The organism is Natrinema gelatinilyticum (assembly GCF_024266705.1).
Lineage (GTDB): Archaea > Halobacteriota > Halobacteria > Halobacteriales > Natrialbaceae > Natrinema > Natrinema gelatinilyticum.
In genome coordinates, this window is the sequence record NZ_CP100756.1 from 1,911,797 (window position 1) to 1,923,754 (window position 11,958).

Annotated in this window: 10 protein-coding genes; 2 read left to right on the forward strand and 8 right to left on the reverse strand. The window is 63.3% G+C overall.

Annotation, left to right across the window (positions count from 1 at the left end):
- Window positions 1–12: 12 nt before the first annotated feature.
- The 4 genes from NJU76_RS09325 to NJU76_RS09340 all read right to left on the reverse strand — a co-directional run bounded on the left by NJU76_RS09325 (window position 13) and on the right by NJU76_RS09340 (window position 3,746).
- The gene (locus NJU76_RS09325; RefSeq protein WP_254527829.1) at window positions 13–588 is read right to left on the reverse strand and encodes an RDD family protein; all 576 of its coding nucleotides are present in this window, start codon (window positions 586–588) and stop codon (window positions 13–15) included.
- 95 nt (window positions 589–683) lie between these two features.
- Window positions 684–965 (reverse strand): hypothetical protein, encoded by a 282-nt coding sequence (locus NJU76_RS09330; RefSeq protein WP_254527831.1) that lies wholly within the window; start codon window positions 963–965, stop codon window positions 684–686.
- 141 nt (window positions 966–1,106) lie between these two features.
- Window positions 1,107–2,357: an acyl-CoA dehydrogenase family protein gene (locus NJU76_RS09335; RefSeq protein WP_254527833.1), complete on the reverse strand. Its 1,251-nt coding sequence runs from the start codon at window positions 2,355–2,357 to the stop codon at window positions 1,107–1,109.
- 240 nt (window positions 2,358–2,597) lie between these two features.
- Window positions 2,598–3,746: a thiolase family protein gene (locus tag NJU76_RS09340; RefSeq protein WP_254527835.1), complete on the reverse strand. Its 1,149-nt coding sequence runs from the start codon at window positions 3,744–3,746 to the stop codon at window positions 2,598–2,600.
- A 161-nt stretch (window positions 3,747–3,907) separates the two neighbouring features.
- Here NJU76_RS09340 and NJU76_RS09345 point away from each other — a divergent pair, with 161 nt between their 5' ends.
- Entirely contained in the window at window positions 3,908–4,693 is a 786-nt protein-coding gene (locus NJU76_RS09345; protein ID WP_254527836.1) for an SDR family NAD(P)-dependent oxidoreductase, read from the forward strand.
- Window positions 4,694–4,782: 89 nt separating this feature from the next.
- Here NJU76_RS09345 and NJU76_RS09350 read toward each other — a convergent pair whose 3' ends face one another.
- Both NJU76_RS09350 and NJU76_RS09355 read right to left on the reverse strand, forming a co-directional pair.
- On the reverse strand, window positions 4,783–6,003 hold the full coding sequence (locus NJU76_RS09350) for an acyl-CoA dehydrogenase family protein (protein WP_254527838.1): 1,221 nt from the start codon (window positions 6,001–6,003) through the stop codon (window positions 4,783–4,785).
- Between the two features lie 24 nt (window positions 6,004–6,027).
- Entirely contained in the window at window positions 6,028–7,662 is a 1,635-nt protein-coding gene (locus NJU76_RS09355) for a long-chain fatty acid--CoA ligase (RefSeq protein WP_254532447.1), read from the reverse strand.
- Between the two features lie 211 nt (window positions 7,663–7,873).
- Here NJU76_RS09355 and NJU76_RS09360 point away from each other — a divergent pair, with 211 nt between their 5' ends.
- Window positions 7,874–9,496, forward strand: coding sequence for an acetate--CoA ligase (locus tag NJU76_RS09360; RefSeq protein WP_254527840.1), 1,623 nt, complete (start codon window positions 7,874–7,876; stop codon window positions 9,494–9,496).
- A gap of 75 nt (window positions 9,497–9,571) precedes the next feature.
- On the opposite strand, the gene NJU76_RS09365 is transcribed toward NJU76_RS09360, so the two are convergent.
- The gene (locus NJU76_RS09365) at window positions 9,572–10,735 is read right to left on the reverse strand and encodes a CaiB/BaiF CoA transferase family protein (RefSeq protein ID WP_254527842.1); all 1,164 of its coding nucleotides are present in this window, start codon (window positions 10,733–10,735) and stop codon (window positions 9,572–9,574) included.
- A 234-nt stretch (window positions 10,736–10,969) separates the two neighbouring features.
- Window positions 10,970–11,902 carry a ferritin family protein gene (locus NJU76_RS09370; RefSeq protein ID WP_254527843.1) on the reverse strand — a complete coding sequence of 311 codons (933 nt, stop codon included), beginning with the start codon at window positions 11,900–11,902 and terminating at the stop codon, window positions 10,970–10,972.
- Between the last annotated feature and the right edge of the window lie 56 nt (window positions 11,903–11,958).

An 11,958-nucleotide genomic window follows, 5' to 3' on the forward strand; every position in this document is an offset into this window, starting at 1 on the left:
CCTCTCGGCCCGTCAGTTCTCGTCTTTTCCATCTGCCCGAGCGCCAGCACTCGTGTCCATGCCGGCCGAAACCGCGTCGTCGCGGTTCGTCGGCGCCCTCGAGCGAACGACGACCGTCCCAGCGACCACGTCGCCGAGGCGACGGCCATCCGTCGCGAGGGCCGATACGAAGCCGATCACGAGCGGCGGAACACCGAGTAGATCGACGTACAGAAAGAGGTTCCGCACGGCGCTGGCGCGGTAAGTACACGGGCGACCGTCCGCCATGACGACCAGCAGGCCGCGGTTGACCATCCCCGGCGTTCGACCGTAGCGCCACTCGAAGACGAACGAGTACGTCGCGTAAATCGGGAGGAGTACGATCAGTGAGAGGACGACGACGTACCCTCCGAGCGCCTCGTAGGTTCCGCCGAACACCTCGCTCAAAACGTAGACCAACGGGAATTCGATCAGGACGTAGCAGACGAACAGGTCGATCATCGCCGCACCGCCACGGGAAAGCAGAACGTCGAAATCACTCGCGGTCTCCAGTACCGGTGCTGGTTGCCTTCGACTCGGGAGAAACCCGTCTAACTTCCAGTCGATCACGGTGTCACCGCCCCGCTGTTCATATCGGGGCTATATATCAGGGCGTACAAAGTACCTCTCCCTCCCCCGCCGGCAGCAGTCGGCGACAACCACGGTCACTCCATGCTGACGTCCGTTCGAAGCGTCGCGAGGAAGTAGATCAGCAGGAAGAGGGTGATTCCGCCGAACACCTGTGCGTCGATCGACAGGTACCCGTCCATCCGGAGTAGCATGACGGTCGTTACCGCCAGCACGATGATGGAGCTAGCAGTCCGCCACCGTTCTCGTACTTTCTCGACGGTTATCGCCGCCGAGGACTTCTCCACCGCATCCGACGCCTCGCGGATTTTTTCCAGGCCGCCATCCTTCGATCCCCGCTGCATCGTGTCTCCGCTCATATGTAACGGGTACTCATGTCCGGGGGTAAATAGTTATGGGTGCCAGAAACAGGCGTCGAAACCCGCCCGGACGGCGGTCGAGAGAACGCTCGTACTACGTTGCGATTTCGACCTCCTCGCGGGACGGGTACGGTCGAAGCATTACTCCTCGAGCGCGTCGATCCGAAGGTCCTCGTCGAACTGCAGGGTGTTCTCGATTTCGGCCTCGTCGACGTCTTCGAAGGCCCAGCGAGCGATCGAGCGCCGGTGAACCTCGTCGGCCCCGTCGACGATGCGGAACGCGCGGACGGCCTCGTAGAAGTGCGCGATCGGCAGGTCCTTGCCGATCCCGTTGCCCCCACAGCACTGCAAGGCGAGGTCGATGGTCTCGTTGGTGACGTTCGCGGTGAACATCTTCGACATCGCGACCTCAATGCGAGCGTCGCTGCGGTCGAGTTCGCGTGCGGCGTGACGGACCATCGTTCGCGCAGCGTGCAGGCGTGTCTCGGCGTCGGCGATGCGGTGGCGTAGCGCCTGCTTGTCCTCGAGTTTCGTGCCGAAGGCCTCACGCTCCTGCAGATAGGCCTTCGCGATGTCGAGCGAGCGCTCGGCCATCCCGGAGTAGCGCATGCAGTGGGTGAGTCGGCCACCGCCGAGTCGCAACTGGGCGATGCGGAACCCTTCCCCTTCTTCGCCGATCGTATTCTCGACGGGGACGCGGACGTTGTCGAACTTCACTTCGGCGTGGCCGCCCTCGCGGTCGGTGATCCCGTGGCCGCCGAGGTGAGGGATGTTTCGGACGACTTCGACGCCGTCAGCGTCTCGCGGTACCAGGATGATCGACGTCCCCTCGTACGGGTGGGCGTCCAGGTCGGTCCGAGCCATCAGCAGATAGAAGTCCGCGCCCAGCCCGTCAGAGGTCCACCACTTGTGTGCGTTGATAACCCACTCGTCGCCGTCCTTGACGGCGGTACTCTGGAGCATCTTGGGGTCGGATCCGGCACCGGCCCTGGGCTCGGTCATCGCGAAGGCCGAAGAAATCTCGCCCTGGACGAGCGGCCGAAGGTACTCCTCTCTCTGTTCTTCGGTCCCGGCGAACTCGAGCGTGTGCATGTTCCCCTCCTGTGGGGCGTTCGCTCGAATTGCGAGCGCACCGATGAGCGAACGGCCGACCTGTTCGAAGGATGGAAGCATGTCGCTGAAATCCAGTTCCTGGCCGCCGTACTCCTCGGGCACCTGCGGCGCGAACAGATCTCGCTCTTTGGACATGTCCCACATGTCCTTGATCTCGTCCATCGAGATGGTCTCGCCCGTGGCGAGCGCCTCGCGCTCCCGCGGGATGACGACTTCGTCCATGAAGTCCGCTACGCGACCTGCAACCTCCTTCGCTTTCTCGGAGTCGTGGTACTCCATATCACATACGATCGTATACAGCATTGTAAAGCTATAGGTAACAGATTTCGTAAATTGGCAACCGAGCGAGAAAAAGGACGACTCTCGGTCCGGCGGTCACGTCGCTATTCTCGGATGGCAGTTTCGAGCATCGCCCGTCGTCTCACCCTGAAAATTCTGAGCAGGAGTGACGACTGGATCGCTCCCGCCCATGGTGACCGACGTCCTCGAGTCGATCGGGCGTCGGTTCGCGTCAGTCGCTTAGACCCGTTCTAGGATCGTCGCGACGCCCTGTCCGAAGCCGATACACATCGTCGACAGCGCGGTGTCCTGGCCGGTTCGATCGAGTTCGTGGGCGAGTTTCGTCAGCAACATCGCGCCAGTCGCTCCAAGCGGGTGCCCGTGGGCGATCGCTCCGCCGTTGACGTTGACGTCTTCCCACGACGCGCCGGTCTCTTCGAGCCAGGCGCCGACGACTGACGCGAACGCCTCGTTGACCTCGAAGAGGTCGATGTCGCCGACCGTCATGTCGGCCTTCTCGAGCACCTGTTCGGTCGCCGGGATCGGTCCCCGAAGCATGGTGACCGGGTCGACGCCGACGACTTCCGTCTGGACGATCCGGGCCATCGGTTCCCAGCCGTATTCCTCGGCGGCCGCCTCGCTCGCGATCAATAACGCAGCCGAGCCGTCGACGATTCCCGAGGAGTTGCCGGGGTGGTGGAACCCCTCGCCTTCTTCGCGGAACGAAAGCGGCAGTTGTGAAAGTGTCTCGACGTCGGTCTCCGGTCGCGGGTGTTCGTCCTGCTCGACGACGACCTCCTCGCCGTCGAGTTCGGTTTCGACGGGTACGATCTGGTCGTCGTAGCGGCCTGCGTCCCAGGCCTCCTTCCAGCGGCGCTGGGAGTCAGCAGCGATCTCGTCGAGTTCCGTCCGCGTGAGGCCGTAGTTCTCGGCGATACGCTCGGCGCCTTCGCCCTGCGTGGTCAATTCGTCGAAGTACTCGAAGTACGTGTCCGTCGGCTTGTCGCCGTCCGACCCCATCGGAACGCGGGTCATGTGCTCGACCCCACCCGCGATCAGGACGTCGTGTTGGTCGGCCATGACGTTCGCCGCCGCGAAATTGGCCGCCTGTTGGCCCGAGCCGCACATCCGGTTGAGCTGGACGCCCGGGACGACGTCTCCCCAGCCGGCGACCATCGGTGCGAGCCGCGCGATGTTGAGACCCTGCTCGCCGACCGGCGTCACGCAGCCGTAGATGACGTCCTCGATCGTTTCGGGCTCGAACCCGTTGCGTTCTCGGAGCGCCTCGAGCGGTTCTGCGGCCAGATCTTGTGGATGCGTGTCTCGGAACGAGCCGTCGCGCTTCCCGAACGGCGTTCGGACGGCGTCGACGATGACTGCTGAGTTCATGACGTACACGTGAGTATTCCATCGTCAATCATAGATGTTGTGCATGGGTTCGGTCTCGTCCTCGTTGGAGCCTGTCCGGTGCTATCCGACCTGGCGATGGCCGCGACCATTGCTATCTCTCCGCAACGATTAAGTCAGATACCGAAGTATTCGCTCGGAAGATGGATTTTGGTATCCAGGACAGGACCGCGGTGGTCACCGGTGGTGCCGGACGTATCGGAAGCGCTGACTGTCGTATTCTCGCGGACGAGGGCGCGAACGTCGTCGTGCTCGACGTCGACGCCGACGGTGCGCGAGCGGTCGCCGACGAGATCGACGACACGGCCGACAGCGGTGAGGCGATGGCCCTCGAGTGTGATCTCACCGACCGGGACGACGTCGCCGACTCGATGGACGAGGTTCGCGACGCGTTCGGCGGCGTCGACATCCTGGTCAACAACGCCGCGATGGTCGACGCGCGGTCGCGTCTCGCCGACTACGACGACGACATCTGGAACCGCGACGTCGAAATCAACCTGACGGGGACGTACAACATCAGCGCGGAGGTGTTTCCGCGAATGTGCGACCGCGGCTGGGGTCGGATCGTGAACATGTCTTCGATGGCCGGTTGGTACGGCGGCTTCGGACAGATTTCGTATTCCGCGACGAAGGCGGCCATGATCGGCGTCGGCCGAACGATGGCCCTCGAGGGGGCCCAGTCGGGGGTCACTTCGAACGTCATCGCCCCGAATATCGTCGTCGGGCCGTGGTCGGAGATGAGCCCGGACGAACTCAGAGAAGACGTCGACGAGTACTACGCTCGGATCGCAGAGGCGACCCCGATGCGCCATCTCGGGACCGAAGAAGACGTCGCCAACATGGTCGCCTATCTCTGCTCCGAGCAGGCCTCCTACGTGACCGGACAGATCGTCGGCGTCACCGGCGGCATCGACCTGTTTAGTTTCTGAACCGGCCTTTTACGAGCAGTATCGGAGAACGCTCCGGTGCGTGACCTCGACAATGCACACCTCCGAGTGGGAGTCAGACGTCAGTGCGATCAGTCCATGATCCCCATCGTCTTCGCGATGGTGTTGAGCTGAATCTCGTCCGTCCCCTCCACGATCCGCAGGATGCGCGCCTGGTGGACGAGGTCCATGTACGGATTCTCCTCGGCGAGCCCGTTGGCCCCGTGGACCTGTACGGCGGCGTCGGCGACTTCCCAGAGGACGTTCGTGGCGTACCACTTCAGCACCGAGGAATCCATGATCGTCCGCTCGTCCTGGGCCACCTTCCAGGCGAGTTTCAGGCCGGCCGCGTCGGCCGCGTAGGTCTTTGCACGCCCCTGTGCGAGCTTCGCGGAGACCTGTTGAAAGTTTCCGATCGTCGTTCCGAATGCTTCGCGTTCGGTGACGTACTCGCTCGCTTTCTCGAGTAAATACTCCGAATAGCCGACCGCCTCGGCTCCCAATTCGAGGCGACCGAGCGAGAGGAACTCCATCGCGGCGTAGAAGGCGTCGTCGACCTCGCCGAGGACACGACTGTCGGGGACGCGGACGCCGTCCAGGATAATTTCCGCCTGCGATCCCTCGGCCCCGACGGCGTTGTTGTACGATCCCAGTTCGTACTCGTCGCGCTCGACGATGAAACACGTGATCCCGCCGTAGCGGCCGGCCTCTTCCTGGGGCGTCGTCCGGGCGAACAGCTGGACGAAATCCGCGTAGGGGGCGTTGGTGATCCACTGCTTCCGACCGTTGATCACCCACTCGTCACCGTCCCGCTCGGCGGTCGTCTCCATGTTGGGCGAGTCAGAGCCGTATCCGGGCTCCGTTTGACCGAACGCCGTCGACTTTTCCGCCTTGACGGTCGGCTCGAGGTAGCGTTCTCGCTGGTCGCTCTCGGCCTGTAACAGGAGGGGTTTCGGCCCTTCGGGGCCGGCGAGTACGTACCGCTCGAGGCCGCCGCCGTGGGATGCGAGGTGTTTTTTCGCTCGATACCAGGTTACCGGGGAGATCCCGTCGCCGCCCGCATCTTCGGGCAAGTTCATCGCGTAGAAGCCGGCCTCGGCCGATTTCCGGCGTATCTCCTCGCGAGCCTCGAGTACTTCGTCGGTGATGCGGCCGTTCTCGTGGCGACCCTTTCTGGGGTTCGTGTAGGTGTCGCCGAGGTCCGCGACAACCGGCTCGACCTCGCGCTCGATGAATTCGTCCAGACTGTCGAGGATGAGTCGCGTTTCCTCGTCGGTGGCGAAGCTCACGCCGCTCGTGGTGTCTGCTCCCATAGTGATATCTCCAAGTGGAGAACCTTACCGTTTGGCCTCCGTTTCGCCGTCCGCCTCGAGGACGACGTCGAACTGGTCGCGCAGCGTTTTCTTGTCGAACTTGCCGGTGGAGGTCTTGGGAATCTCCGAGATGAACCGGTATGCGTCCGGTAACCACCACGAGGGGAACGTTTCCGCGAGATGATCATCGAGTTCCGATTCGGTGAGTTCTGCCCCGTCTCTCTCGACGACGCAGGCCAGGGGCCGTTCCTGCCAGCGCTCGTGGTCGACCGCGATGACCGTCGCCTCGGTTACGTCCTCGTGTGCGATGAGTTCGTTCTCGAGTTGGACCGACGAGATCCACTCGCCGCCGGATTTGATCACGTCTTTGTCGCGGTCGACGATGTCGATGTACCCCAGTTCGTCGTGGGTGGCGATGTCGCCAGTTCGGAGATATCCGTCGTCCGTAAACGCCGTCTCGTTCTCGTCGGGCCGGTCGTGATAGTGATCGGTTACCCAGGGGCTACGGACCTGTAGTTCCCCCATCGTCTCGCCGTCGGCGGGCACCTCCTCGCCGTCGTCGTCGATCACACGGGTCTGCATTCCCGGGACGGGAAGACCCGCTTTCGCGCGGTAGGCGTACTGTTCGTCGCTCGGACGCTCCTCTACTTCCTTGCGGAGCGTGCTGAGCGACCCCAGCGGTGACGTCTCGGTCATCCCCCAGCCCTGGATGATCGGCGCGTCGTATTCCTCGTCGTACTTCCGGATGAGCGACTCCGGCGGCGCGGAGCCGCCGACCGTCAGCCGATCGATGTTCGAAATGTCGACTTCGGGATTTTCGTCCAGATACTCGGCCATCTCGAGCCAGATGGTCGGGACGGCCGCCGAGACGGTCACGTCTTCGTCGGCGATCAGGTGGGCGATCGATTCCGGATCGGTGTGAACCGAGGGAAACACTTGCTTCGCTCCGACGAACGTCGCGGCGTAGGGGACTCCCCAGCCGTTCGCGTGGAACATCGGGACGACAGGGAGCGCTACGTCGCTCTCGCCGAGTTGATTCGCGTCGACGTGTCCGCACATGATGCTGTGCAGGTACATCGCGCGGTGAGAGTACGGGACGCCCTTGGGAAGGCCAGTCGTCCCCGAAGTGTGACACATCCCGTACTCCGCGTCCTCGTCGATATCGGGCCAGTCGTACTCCGTCGACTGTCCCTCGAGCAGCGACTCGTAATCGGTCACTGGCTCGAGACTCGTCTCCGGGACCTCGTCGTCGAGGACGACGTACTGTTCGACGGTCTCGAGGTCGTCTGCGTTCGCTTCGACCTTCTCGATGAGTCCGGGATCGACGAACACCACCCGATCATCCGCGTCGTCGATGGTGTGGACGAAGTGGTGGTCGGGGAGTCGCATGTTACACATGTGAATCGACCGTCCGGAACAGGCCGGCCCGAAGTAGAGTTCGAAGTGGCGGTAGTGGTTCGTCGCGACGACACCGACCCTGTCACCCGCCTCGAGACCGAGGTCGTCGAGCGCACCCGCAAGCTGGCAGATACGCTCGTAGGCGTCTGCGTACGTGTATCGATGCGTACTTCCGTCGGGCAGTTTCGTTACCAGTTCTCGGTCCGGAAACATGGTGACTGCCCGCTCGAGGAGCTTGTCAAGTGTTAACTGAACTCCCATCATGGCCGTATACAATGATTCAGTCCACCGACTTATCAGTTGTGCCGATTGCGCCGGTTCGGGGCGCTGGCTCGTCCGTCTTGTGCGGTCGATTCGGGTCCGGATATCCAGGACCCGCCGTGGGCGCGGATACGGGTCGCGAGTATATTCCTCCCGTAACTCCTGTCAACTCGGGGGAAGAATTATGCCCGGAGTCGTTGAGCACTAATGCGTGACATACGATACCATATATGATGCCGTCTCTGACCGATACGAGGACGGAATGGGGTGGGACGAACACGCACACGTCGGCGACGAGGAATCGTTCAATGTCGCCGACGAAGCGCTTGGCCGCCACGCCGATTCCGACGAGACCGGCCTTCGTATCCGGGACTTCGAACGGGGCGAGACCGAGACGTATACGTTCGCGGAGCTGGCCGCGGCCGCGAATCGAGTCAGCAACTATCTGACCGAACATACCGACCGAGGCGACCGCGTCGGCGCGATGCTCCCGACGCGACTCGAGCTGTACGCCGTCGTCTTCGGGACGATCGCGGCAGGACGGATCTACCTGCCGCTCGCACCGGTGTTCGGCCCCGACGCGTTGAACTACCGGCTCGAGGATTCGGGTGCTGCCGCGCTGTTTACGACGGCCGAGGGCTGTGCGGCCGTCGACGGCGACCTGCCGGCGCTCGAGCGCGTGATTTCGATCGACGGCGGATCGATCGACGGAGACACGACGGTGAACGAGTACGACGACGTCCGTGCTCACGACGACGGCTTCGAAAGCGTCGAGATGCATCCGAACGACCCCTACTCGCTGACCTATACCTCCGGCACGACGGGGCCGCCGAAGGGGGTGCCCACGACCCATCGCGGTCCGATCGAACTGTACGCCTACACGGAGTACGTCGTCGACCTCCGTCCGGACGACGTATACCTCGTCGCGGCATCCCCGTCGTGGTCCTACGGACTCACGATGGGAACGATCATGTCCGGCATCCGGGGGACGGCTATCGGCTGCTATCGCGGCCAGTTCAACCCGTACGCATTCTTCGAGACGCTCGAGGCGTGGGATGTCGACAACGCGATGATCCCGCCGACGGCGCTTCGGCAGTCTCGAGCCGCCGGAATCGATCTCGACGGGTACGACATCGACCTCAGGGTGCTGATCTCGGCGGGCGAGTCACTCGACAAGGAGACCGTCGACTGGTGTGAGGACGGTCTGGGCGCCCCGCCGCAGGACGCCTACGGCCTCACCGAGGCCGGCATGGTCGTCTGCAACTACGCGTTCGACGACTGGGAGGTCCGCCCTGGAAGTATGGGGAAGGTCACGCCCGGCGAAGAGGTGACGTTGCTAGACGACGACGGTACCGACGTCGAGCAGGGCGAGGTCGGCGAGATTGCGATCCGCCGCGACGAGGACGCCCACGGGTCCTACTGGGGGCGTCCGGAAGCGACGCTCGAGACCTTTTCCGGACACTGGCTTCGCACCGGCGACCTGGCGCGCCGCGACGAGGACGGCTATTTCTGGTACGTCAGTCGGGCGGACGACGTCATCATCTCGGCCGGCTACCGGATCGGCCCCGCGGAGGTCGAAGAGACGCTGCTCGATCACGTGGCGGTCGAAGAAGCCGCCGTCGTCGGGGTGGACCACGAGACGCGCGGCCAGATCGTGAAAGCGTACGTCACCCTCGTCGACGATCACGAGCCGTCATCGATACTGGCCGACGAACTGAGCGAGTTCGCCCGCGCGGAACTTTCGAAACACGAGTACCCTCGGGAAATCGAGTTCCTCGAGGCCCTTCCGAAGACAGCCAGCGGAAAAATCAAGCGCTCCGCGCTCGCGGAGTGACTGGGTGGGACCGCCGACTGACGCTCCTCCTGTCGGTCCGCCTGTCGTCGCGCGCCCCGACGGGACGCGGTGCGATCACCGGATCGCGCCGGCGCCTCGGAGGTCGTCGACCTCGTCGTCGTCGTATCCGACCGACGCGAGCAGGTCGGCGGTGTGTTCGCCGTGGGCCGGCACCGATTCGTCGTGAGCGTCGGGGACGTTCGACCCGACTGCGGGGAACCCGATCCGTGGCGGCGCGTCGCCGGACCGTTCGACCAGTCCCCGGGCCTCGAGTTGGGGATGTGCGAGGGCTTCGGCCGGGGTACACACCGGTCCAGTCATCGTCTCGTCGCTCAATTCGTCGAGCCAGTCGTCCCGCGACCGACTCGCGAACAGGTCGGCCAGTTCCTCGCGGACGGCAGCCAGTTCGGCGGGGTCGTCGGTGTCGTGGTGCGCAATGAGATCCTCACGACCGACTTCCTCGCAGAACGCTCGCCAGAACTTCGGCTCGAGTGCGGCGAGAGTGACGTATCGCCCGTCGGCGGTCTCGTACACGTCGTACCAGGGGACCTGACCGGTGAGCCTCGTCTCGCCGGGTCGCGGGCGACCGCCGGTGAGCGCCTCGTACGCAACGGCTTGCGAAAAGGATGCAACCACGTCGGTCATGGCCACGTCGACGTATTCGCCGCCGTTGCCCAGTTCGCGCGACAGAAGTCCGCCAACGATGCTGAACGCCGCGAACAGTCCGCCGCCGAGGTCGCCGATCTGGTAGCCCGGAATCTGCGGGGCCATGGATTCGTCCTCGCGGGTCATATCGAGCAACCCTGCGAGGCCGACGTAATTGAGATCGTGGCCCGCGCGTTCGGCGTACGGGCCGGTTCCCCCGTAACCGGACAGCGAACAGTACACCAGTTCCTCGTTGTACTCGAGCAGCGTCTCGTAGTCTATCCCGAGTCGTTCGGCGACGCCCGGTCGGAACTGTTCGAAGACGACGTCCGCGTCCTCGACGAGTCGGTAGAACGCCGCCGTTCCTTCCTCGGACTTGAGATCGAGCGCCACACTTCGCTTGCCCCGATTGATGCTGTCGAACAGTGCGGCGGTGTCGCGTTCGGTCGTCGGGGACGCGTACCTCGCGTAGTCGCCTGCGTCGGTGTCCTCGACTTTCACTACGTCGGCACCCGCATCGGCGAGCAGTTGCGTCGCATACGGGCCGGGAAGGAGCCGAGACAGATCGAGTATCCGTACCGAATCGAGCTGCATAGTGACAGGTCCCGCCCCGACCGCAAAAACCTACTGTCAGTGGCCAGTCGCTCCCTCCCGCTCGAGTGTCGCTCCGTCGATCACGTACACGGGAGACCATACAGTAACGGTCGCCGCTTACCGCCGGCCGATCGCACACTTCGGCGAGGTGCGTCATACGGACTACTGTAAACCATTGCCGGTGCAACCGCAGGACGGTCGCGATTGCACGGTACATCGGTACAGCAGACCGTATCAGTCGTCACTCTCGAGTTGCACCAGTTCGTCGACGTCGGGAATGTCAGCCGCGGCGTCGGTGATCTGTCGCATCCGGTCGGTGTGCTTGTCGATAGCGTAGGCGGCGAGTTCTCCTTCCTCGAGGCCGACGCGTTCGTCGGGGTCGTCGGGCTGGAACCGATCGTCTTCGGTGATCCCCTGGACGAGCGGAAGGAGTTCGTCGACGGTATCTTCGATGATCGCCGGGTCGACGCCCTCGGCGATGAGCTTCTTGAGCTGATTCATGCCGAAGCCGACGTGGCGGCCCTCGTCGCTGCGGATTTTCGTGAACCCCTCGACCAGTCCCGGCAGGTGCGGGAGTTCTTCGAACTCGCCGCCGTAGGAGGTTTGCATGCCGTAGTAGCCGGTCTGTGCGAGGATCCCCTCGACGGTGAGGTGGTAGTGACAGTACGCCTTTGCCCGGTTCTCGGGGGTGTCCTCCTCGAGCAGCCGGAACTGCGCTTTCCGATTGCGGTCGAACAGCTCGATGTAGGGCTCGTTGAACCAGCGATCGTGGCGGGGATTCGACTGCTCCCACCCCATTTCGTCTTCGACCGTCCAGATGACCTCTCGCCAGTAGCGGTCGAAGAAATCCGCATGTTTCGCCTCCTCGTACAGTTGGGTCGTGATGAACAGTTGATCGTCGATGTTGTCGAGGACGGCACCGAGCGGCGCGAGGTCTTCGGTGACTGCATCCTCGCCCGCGCCGAACTTCGCGATCCCGTTGAGAGTCCCGTACCAGGTCTCCTGATCGTATTCTTCTTCCCCCTCGATGTAGGCCAGTAGCTGCTCGACGTCCTGCTCGATATCGATTTCCCCGGGGTCCCAGTGCCGTTCGACCGCGTTACGGTAATATCGGTTCGACCTGGATTCCCGATCCATCATCTCCGTTGGCGCGTACTCAGTTGCCATATACCAAACACGACGATCCAACTATTAAATGTGTTGTTTGTTTGCCATCCTCTCGG

Bases quoted from the DNA above. Each gene is read 5' to 3' on its own strand.
- NJU76_RS09345 (WP_254527836.1), top strand. From the start codon at position 3,908: ATGGATTTTGGTATCCAGGACAGGACCGCGGTGGTCACCGGTGGTGCC.
- NJU76_RS09335 (WP_254527833.1), bottom strand. From the start codon at position 2,357: ATGGAGTACCACGACTCCGAGAAAGCGAAGGAGGTTGCAGGTCGCGTA.
- NJU76_RS09355 (WP_254532447.1), bottom strand. From the start codon at position 7,662: ATGGGAGTTCAGTTAACACTTGACAAGCTCCTCGAGCGGGCAGTCACC.
- NJU76_RS09340 (WP_254527835.1), bottom strand. From the start codon at position 3,746: ATGAACTCAGCAGTCATCGTCGACGCCGTCCGAACGCCGTTCGGGAAG.
- NJU76_RS09350 (WP_254527838.1), bottom strand. From the start codon at position 6,003: ATGGGAGCAGACACCACGAGCGGCGTGAGCTTCGCCACCGACGAGGAA.
- NJU76_RS09370 (WP_254527843.1), bottom strand. From the start codon at position 11,902: ATGGCAACTGAGTACGCGCCAACGGAGATGATGGATCGGGAATCCAGG.
- NJU76_RS09365 (WP_254527842.1), bottom strand. From the start codon at position 10,735: ATGCAGCTCGATTCGGTACGGATACTCGATCTGTCTCGGCTCCTTCCC.
- NJU76_RS09330 (WP_254527831.1), bottom strand. From the start codon at position 965: ATGAGCGGAGACACGATGCAGCGGGGATCGAAGGATGGCGGCCTGGAA.